General features: G+C 68.0%; 10 protein-coding genes, 1 tRNA gene and 3 pseudogenes. 8 read left to right on the top strand and 6 right to left on the bottom strand.

Annotation, left to right across the window (positions count from 1 at the left end; genetic code table 11):
* Positions 1 to 930: 930 nt before the first annotated feature.
* Together C7T91_RS37025 and C7T91_RS37030 are read right to left on the bottom strand one after the other, a co-directional pair.
* The gene (locus tag C7T91_RS37025) at positions 931 to 1,668 is read right to left on the bottom strand and encodes a TRAP transporter large permease subunit (RefSeq protein WP_456237862.1); all 738 of its coding nucleotides are present in this window, start codon (positions 1,666 to 1,668) and stop codon (positions 931 to 933) included.
* Entirely contained in the window at positions 1,665 to 2,000 is a 336-nt protein-coding gene (locus tag C7T91_RS37030; protein WP_456237867.1) for a TRAP transporter large permease subunit, read from the bottom strand. The genes C7T91_RS37025 and C7T91_RS37030 overlap by 4 nt, the downstream gene beginning before the upstream one ends.
* Positions 2,001 to 2,068: 68 nt before the next feature.
* On the opposite strand from C7T91_RS37030, the pseudogene C7T91_RS25600 reads away from it, so the two are divergent.
* Positions 2,069 to 2,248 (top strand): annotated as a pseudogene (locus C7T91_RS25600) (arsenate reductase family protein); the annotation flags it as partial.
* Positions 2,249 to 2,252: 4 nt separating this feature from the next.
* On the opposite strand, the gene C7T91_RS25605 reads toward C7T91_RS25600, so the two are convergent.
* Both C7T91_RS25605 and thrS read right to left on the bottom strand, forming a co-directional pair.
* The gene (locus C7T91_RS25605; protein ID WP_108262448.1) at positions 2,253 to 2,789 is read right to left on the bottom strand and encodes a hypothetical protein; all 537 of its coding nucleotides are present in this window, start codon (positions 2,787 to 2,789) and stop codon (positions 2,253 to 2,255) included.
* Positions 2,786 to 4,732 (bottom strand): threonine--tRNA ligase, encoded by a 1,947-nt coding sequence (gene thrS / locus C7T91_RS25610; RefSeq protein WP_108262450.1) that lies wholly within the window; start codon positions 4,730 to 4,732, stop codon positions 2,786 to 2,788. The genes C7T91_RS25605 and thrS overlap by 4 nt, the downstream gene beginning before the upstream one ends.
* Positions 4,733 to 4,965: 233 nt before the next feature.
* On the opposite strand from thrS, the gene C7T91_RS25615 reads away from it, so the two are divergent.
* Positions 4,966 to 6,696, top strand: coding sequence for a calcium-binding protein (locus tag C7T91_RS25615; protein WP_108262452.1), 1,731 nt, complete (start codon positions 4,966 to 4,968; stop codon positions 6,694 to 6,696).
* Positions 6,697 to 8,233: 1,537 nt separating this feature from the next.
* Here C7T91_RS25615 and C7T91_RS37035 read toward each other — a convergent pair.
* Positions 8,234 to 9,534, bottom strand: a pseudogene (locus C7T91_RS37035) (transposase); the annotation flags it as partial.
* Between C7T91_RS37035 and C7T91_RS25625 the strand changes: the two are divergent.
* The 3 genes from C7T91_RS25625 (at position 9,498) to C7T91_RS25635 (ending at position 11,475) form a co-directional block, all read left to right on the top strand.
* Positions 9,498 to 10,049, top strand: a complete 552-nt coding sequence (locus tag C7T91_RS25625; RefSeq protein WP_108262456.1) for a DNA-3-methyladenine glycosylase family protein — start codon at positions 9,498 to 9,500, stop codon at positions 10,047 to 10,049. The pseudogene C7T91_RS37035 and the gene C7T91_RS25625 sit on opposite strands and share 37 nt — an antisense overlap.
* The gene (locus tag C7T91_RS25630; RefSeq protein WP_108262459.1) at positions 10,046 to 10,720 is read left to right on the top strand and encodes an alpha/beta hydrolase; all 675 of its coding nucleotides are present in this window, start codon (positions 10,046 to 10,048) and stop codon (positions 10,718 to 10,720) included. The genes C7T91_RS25625 and C7T91_RS25630 overlap by 4 nt, the downstream gene beginning before the upstream one ends.
* Positions 10,721 to 10,890: 170 nt before the next feature.
* Positions 10,891 to 11,475 carry an HNH endonuclease gene (locus C7T91_RS25635; protein WP_108262461.1) on the top strand — a complete coding sequence of 195 codons (585 nt, stop codon included), beginning with the start codon at positions 10,891 to 10,893 and terminating at the stop codon, positions 11,473 to 11,475.
* Between the two features lie 40 nt (positions 11,476 to 11,515).
* Here C7T91_RS25635 and C7T91_RS25640 read toward each other — a convergent pair whose 3' ends face one another.
* Positions 11,516 to 11,896, bottom strand: a complete 381-nt coding sequence (locus C7T91_RS25640; RefSeq protein ID WP_145963024.1) for an IS3 family transposase — start codon at positions 11,894 to 11,896, stop codon at positions 11,516 to 11,518.
* Positions 11,897 to 11,946: 50 nt separating this feature from the next.
* Between C7T91_RS25640 and C7T91_RS25645 the strand changes: the two are divergent.
* The 3 genes and pseudogenes from C7T91_RS25645 to C7T91_RS25655 all read left to right on the top strand — a co-directional run.
* Positions 11,947 to 12,204: pseudogene (locus tag C7T91_RS25645) on the top strand (transposase); the annotation flags it as partial.
* A gap of 2 nt (positions 12,205 to 12,206) precedes the next feature.
* Positions 12,207 to 13,574 (top strand): UDP-N-acetylmuramoyl-L-alanine--D-glutamate ligase, encoded by a 1,368-nt coding sequence (gene murD / locus C7T91_RS25650; RefSeq protein ID WP_108262465.1) that lies wholly within the window; start codon positions 12,207 to 12,209, stop codon positions 13,572 to 13,574.
* A gap of 117 nt (positions 13,575 to 13,691) precedes the next feature.
* Positions 13,692 to 13,766: transfer RNA gene (locus C7T91_RS25655), tRNA-Val, on the top strand.
* Positions 13,767 to 13,899: the final 133 nt, after the last annotated feature.

The raw sequence follows: 13,899 nt of genomic DNA on the forward strand, positions 1-13,899 counted from the left end.
GGGGCAGCTTCGCGCCCGATCCCGCCAGGCCAGCGGACCGCATGCGGATGGCCTCTGCGGACGCGTGGGCGGAGATGCCCTCCGGCCTCGCGCTCCTTGTTCCGTCGCCCACCGGTCCCGGACCGATGGCACCGAAATGGGCCACCCGGCTGACCCGGTCGGCAGGGACGCTTTCCGCATGGCCTCGCCGTTTCCCGCGAAGCGCCGTGTCTCCGGGCGCAGTTCCGCCAGTTCGGCGGCGCCGGATCGCTTCGGCCGAACCCGCGTCGCGAGCGCAAGCCGCCAGCCCTTCAGCTGCAACGGCATCACGCCAAGGTCTCTCGCAACGCCGGTCTGGATGGCTTCCCGCGCCCCGGCAGGCGGGCGACGGCCGGTTCTTGGCCTCGACAGCGAACGGATGGCGGGGCTGTCTGTCCATCCGGGGACCCGCGCTCCGGGAGGTCTCCCAACACCCCCGCCAACGACCGCTGCCACTGCCGTCATACTGCGTGCCGGGCCGCCGAGGTCTCTCCGCGGTCGCCGCATGTTTGCCTTCGGGACCGCTCAGATCATCGCACTGTGCGCGGATCGTGCCGCAGTCCGGAGAGCGATCCGGCCCGCGCCGCGCATGCCGACGGAGCCAATCCGGGGGCGCAGGGAGGCGGCGCTTTCCGGAGCGATGCTCCTGCCGCAGAGGCACTTACCGGAAGGGCGAGCCGGGCCGCCAAATTGCGCTAAGCGCGGCTGCCAGCTTCAAAGCCTGGACAACCTTTGCCTTGCGCGGCCCGGGTCCATGCGCAATCGCCTTGCCCCGCTCCGTGCGAACAGGCCCGCACGGGCACCAACCGTGGATCGCAGTCGCCGCTGCGGACAAGCCCTTGCCGGTGAGGGAGTCTCCGCGCGCCGGGACCGCTGCCATGGCCGAGATCCAGACAACGCCAGGGGCAGCCGTCAGCAACCGGACCGTCTCCTGCGGCCCGGACCCGGCGGCCAAGGCCGACAATCCCGCCGCGGATGCGTGAGGGCGTCGAAGGCGGGAACAGGGTCCGGCGAGATGCCGGTTCCTCCGAGAGACTGTCTTCCGAGCGGCGCTTGACGCCGCCGACACGCGGACCGGACGTGATGCCGGAAAACTCCGGCAAGGCGCGGCTGCTTGCTTCCGATCTGGCGCGCCTGCGGACCAGCCTGTCCCGGGCCGTCCGCAACGCCCTGCTCAGAGGGGTGCCGCCGCTCTTGATCCGGACCGCCTCGACCCCACCAGCTGGCAGGATCTGCGCCGAACCCGGGACATCGAAGCGATCCGTTCGGCGGCACGCCAGCCCCCCGGACCAGCGGGTAGAAGATCGGCACCGTCAGCAGGATCATCGACAGGCTTTCCAGCACGCAGCCGAGGATCAGGTAGATCACGATGATCACCGCCAGCACCGCCCAGGCGTTCAGCTCCATGTCGTAGATCAGCTCGGACNAGCGCATCGGGNCAGCCCGGCGAGGTTGATGTAGTTCGAGAACACCTCGGCGCCGATGACGATGATGAAGATCATCGCGGTCGCCTCGGCGGTCTCCAGCAGCGACTGCCAGATCTCNGGACCAGCCGGCATGGCCGGTGGCGGTGACCATCACCAGCGCCGCGCCCGCGCCCATGCCTGCCGCCTCGATCGGGGTGAAGAAGCCGCCATAGATGCCGATCATGATGAAGGCGAANGAGCGCCGCCGACAGNGATCACGCCGTAGAGCCCGTCGATCGGGGCATCGTCGGCCTCGGGCATCTCCGGGGCGAGGGCGGGGTTGATCTTCACCGCCGCGCCGACCGCCAGCACGTAGAACAAGAGCCCGATCAGCCCGGGAATGATGCCCGCGAGGAAGAGCATGCCGATGTCGCTCTCGGTCAGGATGCCGTAGAGGATCAGGATCACCGAAGGCGGGATCAGGATGCCGAGCGTGCCGCCCGCGGCGATCGCGCCCGAGCTGAGGCTGTCGGCATAGCCGAAGCGGCGCAGCGACGGCATCGCGACCTTCGACATGGTCGCGGCCGTGGCCAGCGACGATCCGGTGTCGGTGATCCTCGGCGGCTTCGGCGGCACGGCGGCTCGGCCCGGCGCTGATGAACACCCGCTCGACCACCTGGCGCGGCCTCTCCGAGGCAGAGCGCGCGGGCGAGCCGGTCGAGCTGATGCTCGCGCATCCCGCCCTGATCAAGCGCCCGGTCATCGAGGATGGCGAGGCGCTCCATCTGGGCTGGGACAAGGCCGTCCAGGCCGCGCTGCTCTGAGCGCTCAGCGTCCGGGCTTGCCCAGCCCGGGCTTCGGCCCGGGATCGTCCGGCGCGATCATCTCGGCCGTGACCTCGGGCGCCGCCAGGCAGGCGACGTCCAGCGTGGCATCGAGCGTGCAGACCGCGAAATGCAGGAACGGCACGTCGAGCACCTCGCCCGCGCGGGTGGCCTGCGCCACGTAGTCGAGGAAGGCCGAGCCCTGGTATTGCCGCAGCAGCGGCGCCCCGGCTTCCGGGCCGTCCTCCGCGTCCGTGTCCTCCGGCAGGCCGTAGCTTTCGTCGCGCCAGGCATAGGACAGGCAGTCGCGGAAGGTGATGCAGTAGCGCAGGCAGCCGGGGCCGGTCTCGATCGTCTTCGGGATGCCGACGAGGCTGTCGAACAGCGGGTTGCCGCTGCCGTCTTCCCCGTCATCCGCAAGCTCGGCGGAATCCACCCAGAGCGTGACGGTGTCGTATTCCGGCCCGGCCTCGAGCCCGCCGAAGCGCAGGAAGCGTTCGGCGGTCAGCAGGTCGGTGGCGTCGGTTCCGAGCACGATCAACGCAGATCCGGCGGAGTTGCCTCGGCGGCCAGCGCGGCGGCGATGCCGTCGAGCGTGTCCTGCGAAGTCTGTTTCTCGCCGAGGCGGCGCACGGTCACGGTGCGCTCCTCGACTTCCTTCATGCCGCAGGCGAGGATCACCGGAACCTTGCCCACGGAATGTTCGCGGACCTTGTAGTTGATCTTCTCGTTGCGGGTGTCGGCCTCTGCGCGGATGCCCTTTGCCTTCAGGGCCGCGACCACTTCGGCCACGTAGTCATCCGCATCCGAGACGATCGAGGCGACGACCACCTGGCGCGGCGCCAGCCAGAACGGCAGCTTGCCCGCGTGTTCCTCGATCAGGATGCCGATGAAGCGCTCGAACGAGCCCAGCACGGCGCGGTGCAGCATCACCGGACGGTGCTTGGCCCCGTCGGCGGCGATGAAGTTCGCGTCCAGCCGCTCGGGCAGGTTCGGGTCGACCTGCAGCGTGCCGCATTGCCAGTCCCGGCCGATCGCGTCGGTCAGCACGAATTCCAGCTTCGGCCCGTAGAAGGCGCCTTCGCCCTCCTGGATCTCGTAATCATAGCCGGCCGCCTTGCAGGCATTGCCGAGGCTTTCCTCGGCATGGTCCCAGCTTTCCTCGGTGCCGATCCGCTTCTCGGGGCGGGTGGAGAGCTTGATCGACCAGTCGGTGAAGCCGAGATCCGCGTAGATGCCCGCGAGGAACTCGATGAATTTCTTGGTCTCGGACTCGATCTGCTCTTCGGTGCAGAAGATGTGCGCGTCGTCCTGGGTGAAGCCGCGCACCCGCATGATGCCGTGCAGCGCGCCCGAGGGCTCGTAGCGGTTGCACGAGCCGAATTCGGCCATGCGCAGGGGCAGGTCGCGGTAGGATTTCAGGCCCTGGTTGAACACCTGCACGTGGCACGGGCAGTTCATCGGCTTCAGCGCGTTGACGGTCTTCTCGCGGGCATGGTCCTCGTCGACTTCGACGATGAACATGTTCTCCTGGTAGTTCTCCCAGTGGCCGGAGGCTTCCCAGAGCTTGCGGTTCACCACCTGGGGCGTGTTGACCTCGACATAGCCGTCGCGCTCCTGGCGGCGGCGCATGTAGTCCTGCAGCGTGGTGTAGATCTTCCAGCCGTTCGGGTGCCAGAAGATCTGGCCAGGGGCCTCTTCCTGCATGTGGAACAGGTCCATCTCGCGGCCCAGCTTGCGGTGGTCGCGCTTGGCGGCCTCCTCCAGCATCTGCATGTGGGCCTTCAGGTCGTTGCGGTTCTTGAACGCCACGCCGTAGATCCGCTGCAGCATCGGGCGCGTGCTGTCGCCCAGCCAGTAGGCGCCGGCCACATGGGTCAGCTTGAACGCGTCCGCCGGGACCTGCCCGGTATTCTGCAGGTGCGGGCCGCGGCAGAGATCCTGCCAGCCGCCGTGCCAGTACATCCGGATCGGCTCGTCGCCCGGGATGCGGTTGATCAGCTCGACCTTGTAGGGCTCGCCGGTCTTCTCGTAATGGGCAATCGCGTCGGCGCGGCTCCAGACCTCGGTGCGGACCGCGTCGCGGGCGTTGATGATGTCCTTCATCTTCGCCTCGATGGCGCCCAGATCCTCGGGGGTGAAGGGCTCTTCGCGGTCGAAATCGTAGAACCAGCCATGGTCGCGGACCGGGCCGATGGTGACCTTCACGTCCGGATAGAGCTCCTGCACGGCGCGGGCCATGATATGCGCCAGGTCATGGCGGATCAGCTCCAGCGCCGGGGCGTCGTCCTTGAGCGTGTTGATCGCGATGGCGGCGTCGGCTTCGATCGGCCAGGCCAGATCCCAATGCGCGCCGTCGAGCTGCGCCGAAATCGCCTTCTTGGCGAGAGAGGGGGAAATGTCGGCCGCGATCTCGCCGGCGGTGATGCCGGCCTGGTAGTCGCGCGTATTGCCATCGGGGAAGGTGACGGTGATCTGGGACATCTCAGGTCCTCCTCGTCGGTTTGGCGCCCACGGAACGCCCGGTTGCGGGTATTGGTCGTGTGCGCGCCATGCCCGATGCGCGGCCCGGGGTCAAGCGGTGCCCCCGCGGAGGCCGGATTGGTCGCATTAATCATAAATGCAAATCATCCGGCAGGGCGGCGTTAAGCCGGATATGGTGAATTCGCCGTATACCGCGCTTCGTGCGTGCAAACCCTGTCTGAGCGAGGTCGCCGATGCCCGTGTTCCTGTCCACCGATGACGGCCGCGTCCTGCTCGCCGATCTGGCAGAGCGCCGGACCCTGGAGGTGGCGGATTTCGGCGTGGCGCTGACCGGGCTGGCGGTGGGCGCGGGGGGCGTCCTCTACGGCAGCACGGAAACGAAGGTCTACCGGCTGAAGATCGCCGCCGATGCCGATCCCGAGGAACAGCTGGAGGAGGTCGCCGAAATTGCGGTCGGCGGCGGCATTGCGGGGCTCGATGCGGACGGGTCCGGGCGGCTGCTGATCGGCACCGCGGCGGGCCTGCTCTGGCGGCAGGAGCAGGATGGAAGCCTGACCCGGATCGGCCAGTTCGCCGACGGCATCCAGGGCGGTATGGCCCGGATCGGCGGCTTCGCCTTCGCCATCGGCCAGACCGGGGTGCTGTCGGTGATGTCGATCCGCAGCGGCGCGGTGACCGACCTGCAATATGTCGGGCTCGGCACCGTTCTGGCAATCTGCGCCGAGGACCGCGTGCTCAGGATCACCGCCGTGCAGGGCTCGGGCCAGCCCCAGTTCTTCCTCTACGACGCCGATGCGGGAACGCTGGTCCACGACACCGGGCTGCTGGGCTCTCATGACCGGATCACCGGATCGGCGGCGGGCGATCTGGCGGAGGCCGGCTATGTCGGCACGGCCAGCGAAGACAGCTTCATCGGCACGCCCTTCGGCGACACGATGACCGGCAATGGCGGCGATGACGAATTCTACGGCCGCGACGGCGACGACCTGATGATCGGCGGCGCCAATGACGACCTGATGATGGGCGAGGCGGGCGACGACACGCTGCAGGGCGGCGGCGGCGACGACGCCTTCTATGGCGGGCCGGGCTCCGACTGGGTGCTGCTCGACGGCGGGCCGCTCAGGGTCGACCTGTTCGAAGACACGGCGCAGCAGACCGGGCAGGGCCGGGATTTCTTCGAGGAGGTGGAAAACCTGCGCGGCGGCGCCTGGGCGGACCGCTTCGCCGGGGATTCCTGGGCCAACATCTTCGAGGGCATGGGCGGCGACGACACGCTTCTGGGCCGCTCGGGCAACGACACGCTGCGGGGCGGGGCGGGCGACGACTACCTGCGCGGCGGCGACGGCGATGACGTGATGGATGGCGGCGACGGGTTCGACATGGTCTCCTATGCGGGCGGCATCGCGGTGACGGTCTCGCTCAACCGGCTTTATGCGCAGGATACCGGCCGCGGCATGGACGTGCTGCGCAATGTCGAGGGCATCAGCGGCTCGGCCGGGCATGACCGGCTGGTCGGCAATGACGCGGACAACCGGCTGGAGGGCAATGCCGGCTTCGACACGCTCGATGGCGGCGCCGGGAACGACACGCTTTTCGGCCTGCGCGGCTATGACAGCCTCTCGGGCGGGGCCGGGTCGGACTATCTCGACGGCGGCGGCGGCGACGACACGCTCGATGGCGGCACCGGTCCCGGAATCGACACGGCCTGGGGCGGGCTCGGGGCGGACACTTTCGTCTTCACCGCCCGCGCGCCGGACGGCAGCACCGGCACGCGGCTGATCATCCTCGATTTCGACGCAGGCGATGGCGACCTTGTGCAGCTCGCCGGCGAGGATCCGGGCGGCTTTTCCGGGTGGTCCTTCCTGTCCACTGCGGGCGGCACGCTGGTGGGCTTCAGCAACGGCACCGAGCTTTTCCTTGCGGGCATCGCCCCGGCAGAGGTGGAGGCCTCCTGGTTCGCCTGAGGCACCGGACCGCTGGCGGCAAGGCGCTGCTCCCGGGCCCCGGCGTCCCGGAAAGCGTTGCGCCGGGATCACGGCCAGCGGCCCGGGATCGGCCGCTGAGGGCCGGAAATGGGGCAACCGGGCGCGGCAGGGCGCATCGGGGTGCCGTGCGCGGCTCGGTCGGCTCCGTGCCGGACCTTGCCCGGCAATGTCGGGGTCTCGAGATGCCGCATTCCGGTCTGCCGGATATCCGTTCAGGTTCGACGGCAGCGCAAGGGGCGGCCATGCTCGGGCGCGGTTCCTGACAGCCCGGGGCGGTGCGGTCCATCCCCCGCCATCACGCCGATTTGCGTGATGGCTCCCATCCTGCAGCGGGAGCTGTCGAAGCCATGAGGCAAGAGCGGAGGCCTCCGGGCCCCGTCGGACCGGGACGGTGGCGGAGGAGCGCGTGACGGCATTTCAACCGGGAGATGTTGCCGCCTGTTGCCGCGCCACGGCGGACTGACGGCAGCGGACGCAAGCCGGGTCGCCCTGCGTCACCGGGTTGGCATGGCAGCCGGAATGCCGACGGAGGTGGCCGAGGCAGTCCGGCATTCCACAGCGGCTTTCCGTCGATCCAGCCTCCTTCGGCCCAAGCTGCCACGGCGGCAGCCTGCTCCAAATGAAACTTGTGGTCTCCCGGCCGGGAGGGCTGGATGGTCCGAATGACCCCGGCGCGGACGGATCTCAGGCTGCCCCCCTGATCTGCTGCCTTCCCGCCTTGCCGCTCGGCGCAGCGGCGGACCGGTCGTGGTGATGTCGCCGCCAGGCCCGGGGCGTCCCGTTGGGGCAGGGCGCGGCGGCTGTCTGCGGGGGCGGCGCGTCGTGACGGGCCGATCTTCGTCATGGAAGGCTCTCAACCCACCGGATCCACGCCGTGAATCCCGGAAGCCCGCGAGTTCTGCAACAATGCCGGTTCACAAGGGAATCGGTGCCTGGATCGGCGACTGCAAAGAAAGACGCCCGCACTCATCGCATGCGCTCCTGGTGCCGGACGAGGCCCATGGCAGCCGGACCCGGAACTGCAGATCGCCGCCTGACATGAAATCGATGCCGTAGCTTAGCCTGCCGACAAATTGGCCGACATCCGGCGACATGGCGTGATTTGGCCGGTCGCTCCCCGATGGCGAGCGAAGTCCGGTACCCTCAGCCTCACATGACGTCGCTGGAAGGAGAACGACCATGAAGCACGATGCCAGGCTCGATGTATCCGTCAAGGAATTTTCGATCCGTGTCGTCGACGAGACCGGGGCCGTCCAGGCCCGGAGGAGCGTCGCCTGCGATCCTGCAGCCGTGGCAAGGTTTTCCACAGAGAAGCGGATTGTACCGGTGCTGACTGTTCACGAAAGCAGTCAACTGTCGGTCTCGCTCCAGCGGTCGCTGAGCGATCCGGGTTTGGCCGTGACCTGTGTGGATGCGAGGGTTGCCCACAAGGTCCTGTCCTCGCGCCTGAACAAATCCGATGCCGCCGGGGACCATCGGCTCGTGTCGCGAATGTGTTGGAAAATGCCGATCGGCCCTGCCCGGAGGCCAGCAGCGCCCAGAGCAGCATCGGCACGGTCCCGGCGCAGCGCAGCACGGTCCGGGGCTGGATGCGGCGGCGGAACGCTTCGTTCAGGGGCTCTGTCGCGTTGGTCGTCCCCGCAGGTTTCCATTTTGCGGCGGATCGAGCCAGGTGACGCTGGAGAGCCGGTCGCCCGGCCCTTCCAGGCTGCCGGCCGCCGCCCGGCACTTGAGGCGCCATTTGCGCGCGGCAACATCTTGCGCCTGAGCTCCCCCCGGCGTCGGTGCCGGCATGGATCAGGTCGCGGCAATCCTCGGCCAGCTCGCCGTGCAGGCGCTTGGGGGCCTGCGCCAGGAGGGTCCGGGTTCGACCGGTCATTCGGACCAGTGGCATTCCCGGTCTCACTGTGAACCGTGCAGCGCTGGATCGGCAGGTCTTCGCCCGGAGCGCCACGAGCGCGGCTTCGAGCCCGGGCGTGCGGTCGACGACGGCGCATTCGGGCCGTCCGAGGCCGCGGGCATCGGGATCGGCGGGGAACCGGCCCCGGGCCGCGGTGCTCTCGCCGCCCATGTTCTTGATGGATAACAGCACTTTCTGCCCGTCGCGGCGCACGCCCCCTCTCGGGACATCGTTGCGCACTGCCCTGCCGGGGCAGCGGATCGCCGCCAGAACCGGGATGTTCCTGGCCTTGCGGTCCGGCCGGGTCCGGATGACGGTGCCGTCCGGAAGCGAGGCATCGACCGCGATCCGTCCGAGAGAGATGCCGGACCCGGGCACTGTCCCCGTCGGCCGGATCGCGGGCAGAGCAGGCCTCCCACTCGACCTTCGCCTTCCGCCAGGCCCGGCTGCCATTCGCGCCTGCGCCCGGACCGGTGGCGCGCAGGCGCTCATTCCCGGCTGACGGCCCCTTCGAACAGGCCGGACAGCGCCCGCGTCACCCGGCGCGTGCCGGTCCCCGCCAGGCAGACCGCCGCGATCAGCGCCCCGCTCGCCGGGCAAACAGCGCCCCACGCTGTTTGCTTCCCTCCCCGCTCTTCGTCAGCCGCCTGCAGCGCGGCAGCGCTTTCGACCGCCACGCGGTGACCTTGCCCGCATTCTCCCTACGATCGATCCCCCGGATCGATCGCTTAACGGTCGAATTCTTCGATCCGGGCACGAGGAACCCGAACCGTCCCGGTGCCGAAGGTTCCGGCGAGCTGCCGCGCGCGCTGCCCGTGGCGGCAGCCCTTCTGCGCAGCAGCGCCGCGGCCATGGCGGCTGCGTCCGAGGAAGGCCGCGAGTGCTTCTCCGGACATCGCCTCGATGGTGGCGCGGACGGCGCCGCCGCGACGGGTTCGAGCCGCTGCTGTCGGCCATCGTCTCGCAGCAGGTCTCGGTCGCGGCGGCCGATGCCATCTGGGGCCGCCTGAAGGCCGCCCGGCTGACCGGTCCGCGCAAGATCCTCGGGGCAGGGGACGAAGAGCTGCGCGCCTGCGGCCTGTCGCGCCAGAAGATCCGCTATGCCCGCGAACTGGCCGCGTCGCGCATCCGCTTTGCCGCGCTGCGCGAGGTCCCGTCCGAAGAGGTCATCGCCACGCTGGTCGCAGTTCCGGGAATCGGCCGCTGGACCGCGGAGATTTACGCGATGTTCAGCCTTGGCCGTGCAGACGTGTTCGCGCCCGGAGATCTGGCACTTCAGGAGGCGGCGCGCCTGCTTTTTGAGCTGGACGGACGCCCGAGCGAACGGATCTTGCGCGATATGGCCGCAGCCTGGAGCCCGTGGCGCGCGGTTGCGGCACGGCTGCTCTGGGCCTACTACCGGGTGGAAAAGCAACGCGAGGGCATGAGATGACGCGCAAGCTGACCGTCGGACGGGTGGAGCCGAAATCGGGCGAGACGAAGACCGTGGTGGCCTTCGTGCATGGCTACGGTGCCAACGGGGCCGACCTTCTGGGCCTTGCGCAGCCGCTCGGCGGCTACCTGCCCGACACGCTCTTCCTGGCCCCCGATGCGCCCGAGCCCTGCGCCGGGAACCCGATGGGGTTCCAGTGGTTCCCGCTGCCCTGGATCGACGGATCGAGCGAAGCCGCGGCCCGGGCCAGCATGGCGCTGGCGGTCGGGGACCTGCAGGGCTTCATCGACGACACTCTGGCCGAGACCGGGGTAAGTCCCCAAAATTTCTATCTTTTCGGTTTTTCGCAGGGCACGATGCTCAGCCTCCATGTCGCCCCGCGCCGTGACGAGGCGATCGGCGGCGTGGTAGGCTTCTCCGGCCGCCTGATGCAGCCCGAGACCCTGGAAGCCGAGGCCAAGGTGAAGCCGCCGGTCATCCTGATCCACGGCGATTCCGACGAGGTCGTGCCCTATTCGGCCATGCAGGAGGCCGGGAACGCGCTGAGCGCGGCGGGCTTCGAGACCTATGCCCATACCATGAAGGGCACCGGCCACGGCATCGATCCCGACGGCCTGAGCACCGCGCTGGCCTTCCTGCGCCAGCAGATGGAGGGCAAGGCGGGGGCCTGAGTCCCCGCCCTGTCACGCCAGCGTCGCATAACATGTTTATTGGATACCTGAACTATACCGCATGTTGCGGGACTTGTGCCGTGGAAAACGCGATATATAGTCAGGATAGCTAGGGTGGGACGGCCCGCTCTGGTGCCGCGACGGGCAGACAGGGCGAGGACACTTCACCCATGCAGGCAGATTTCAGGACGGCTTTCGTCCGAGAACCCAATAGTCTCAAACACCATCCGGCCTTGGTGCTGAATGCGGATTACCGTCCGCTCTCCTATTATCCGCTGTCACTCTGGCCGTGGCAGGAAGCCGTGAAGGCTGCCTTCCTCGACAGGGTGAACATCATAGCCGAGTACGACCATGTGGTCAGGAGCCCGACCACCGAGATCCGAATACCGTCGGTGGTCGTTCTCAAGGAATTCGTCAAACCTCAAAAGCGCGTGGCCTTCACGCGCTTTAATTTATTTCTGAGGGACGAATTCGGCTGCCAGTATTGCGGATCGAAGGGCGACCTGACCTTCGACCATGTGGTGCCGCGTGCGCGCGGCGGGATCACGTCCTGGGAAAACGTGGTGGCGGCCTGCGGGCGCTGCAACCTGAAGAAAGGCTCAAAGACGCTGAAGCAGGTGGGGTTTTCCCTCAAGAAACCGCCGAGACAGCCGTCTTCGGAGGAGCTGCGCAACATGGGGCGCCGCTTCCCGCCGAACTTCCTGCACGAAAGCTGGGTCGATTATCTCTACTGGGATGCGGAACTTGACAGCTGATCTGGCCTTGCCCCCGGATCCCGGACCGGACTGATATTCGCTATGCGGCCGTCGCGGCGGCCATGTCGCTCCTTGCCTGCTCCGGTGTCCGGCAGCCGATGCTCGAGTGGCGGCGCTGGCGGGTGCAGAAGATGGCGATGCATTCGAACAGCACCGCCTTGGCCTCGCGGCGGGACCGGAACCTGGTGCGGTGCACCAGCTTGGTCTTCAGCGATACGAGGAAGCTCTCCATCTGCGCCTTCGAACGGTCCCCGCCCGGACCGTTCGATCCGCTGGCGCGGACCAGCGTGAACTCCAAGCGGTCGCCCTTGCGGCTCATTAAGGCAGCATGGGCCGCCGCCTCGGCGTCGAAGCCGTCCGTCTCCGGCACTTTCGCGGCGCCACCGGCGCCACGGTTGCCCGCGACGTGGCGTTGTTGCACAAAGATGCTCCGGGATTCACTTCGTGAATCCAATGTAGTAGCGAGCTTGCATGAGCAGACCGCCTAAGCCGACCTACAAGACCACCAACTGGCCCGCGTATAACCAGGCGCTGAAGCAGCGCGGATCGCTTACGGTCTGGTTCGATCCCTCGATGCAGTGGGAGACGGTGCCGTCCGGGCGTCGCGGCCGCCAGCAGGCGTACAGTGATGCCGCAATCCAAGCTTGCCTGACCTTCAAGGTCCTTCTCGGGCTGCCGCTCCGCCAGACGACAGGCTTCGTGGCGAGCCTGTTCGAACTGTCCGGGCTGAGGTGTGTAACCGCCGCCCTGGGCTCTCGGCGGCGGCAGCGCTGCGCGAGGGCGGGGCCGAGGCGGTCTGCTGGGACGACAGCCCGGAAGGCCGTGCCAAGGCCGAGGAGGCGGGCCACGAAATCCGCGACCTGACCAAGCCCGAGGCCCTGCGCGGGCTCGACCGGCTGGTGGTCAGCCCCGGCATTCCGCATCTCTATCCGCATCCCCATCCGGCGGTCCGGGCCGCGCTGGAGGAGGGCGTGCCGGTCGACAACGACATCGGCCTGTTCTTCCGCTCGCTGGCGGGCAGCGAATGGCTTGAATTCGACGTGCCGCCGAAAGTGGTGGCGATCACCGGCTCGAACGGCAAGTCCACCACCACGGCGCTGATCCATCACTGCCTTCTCGAGGCGGGGCGCGAAGCGCAGCTTGCCGGCAATATCGGCCGCGGCGTCCTGGACATCGATCCGCCGGGCGATGGCGGCGTCATCGTGCTGGAGCTGTCGAGCTACCAGACTGACCTGGCGCGCGCGCTGACCCCGGATGTCGCCGTCTTCACCAATCTCTCGCCTGACCATCTCGACCGCCATGGCGGCATGGGCGGCTATTTCGCGGCCAAGCGCAGGCTCTTCGCCGAGGGCGGTCCGGACCGCGCGGTGGTCGGCGTCGACGAGGACGAGGGCCTGTTCCTCGCGGGCCAGCTCGCCGAGGCGCCGGGCGACGACCGGGTGATGCGCATCAGCGTGACGAAGAAGCTCGACGGGCCGGGCTGGAACGTCTTCGCCCGCAAGGGCTTCCTGTCGGAATACCGTAAGGGCCGCCAGGCGGGCTCGATCGACCTGCGCGGCATCCGCGGCCTGCCGGGACGCCACAACCACCAGAATGCCTGTTCGGCCTATGCCGCGCTGCGCGCGCTGGGGCTGGCGCCGCGCGAGATCGAGGCCGGCTTCCTCAGCTTCCAGGGGCTGCCGCACCGCAGCCAGATCATCGCCGAAGCCAAGGGCGTCACCTATGTGAACGACTCGAAAGCCACCAATGTCGACAGCGCCGCCCAGGCGCTGCAGGCCTTCCCGAAGATCCGCTGGATCGCCGGTGGCCTCGGCAAGGATGGCGGCATCGGGGCGCTGGCGCCGCATCTGGGCGCGGTGGTGAAGGCCTACCTGATCGGCCACTCGGCGCGCGACTTCGCGCTGCAGCTCGGCGGGCTCGACCACGAGATCAGCGGCACGATGGAACAGGCGGTGGCCCAGGCCATGGCCGAGGCAGGAGAGGGCGAGACCGTGCTGCTGGCCCCGGCTGCGGCGAGCTTCGACCAGTACCCGAATTTCGAGAAACGCGGCGAGGATTTCGCCCGCATCGTGCGCGAGCGGCTGGGTCTTCCCGCCTGACCGGCCGGGCAGGGCGGCGCCCCGGCGCTGCCCTGCGGACTTGCCGCTGCGGAATCTCATTTTTTGCCGAAAACCCTCTTGCAGCTCCCGGAGCATCCCTTTAGAGAGCGCTCTACCGGGTGATTAGCTCAGTGGTAGAGCGCTTCGTTCACATCGAAGATGTCAGGAGTTCGAATCTCTTATCACCCACCATCACACCTATAATTGCCAATAAGGCATAAGTTTGCACATTTCGTGCATAAGCTTGCACATGCCTGTCAACAGATTTCTTCGGATTGGGAGGTGAAAGTCTTCCGATCTACGGCAAGAAGTTGAAATAAAAAGA

This window comes from Mangrovicoccus ximenensis, assembly GCF_003056725.1.
Taxonomy (GTDB): Bacteria; Pseudomonadota; Alphaproteobacteria; order Rhodobacterales; family Rhodobacteraceae; genus Mangrovicoccus; species Mangrovicoccus ximenensis.

Excerpts from the sequence above, each read along its gene's own strand:
- C7T91_RS25615 (WP_108262452.1), top strand. The coding sequence starts at position 4,966 with ATGCCCGTGTTCCTGTCCACCGATGACGGCCGCGTCCTGCTCGCCGAT.
- C7T91_RS25630 (WP_108262459.1), top strand. The coding sequence starts at position 10,046 with ATGACGCGCAAGCTGACCGTCGGACGGGTGGAGCCGAAATCGGGCGAG.
- C7T91_RS25635 (WP_108262461.1), top strand. The coding sequence starts at position 10,891 with ATGCAGGCAGATTTCAGGACGGCTTTCGTCCGAGAACCCAATAGTCTC.
- thrS (WP_108262450.1), bottom strand. The coding sequence starts at position 4,732 with ATGTCCCAGATCACCGTCACCTTCCCCGATGGCAATACGCGCGACTAC.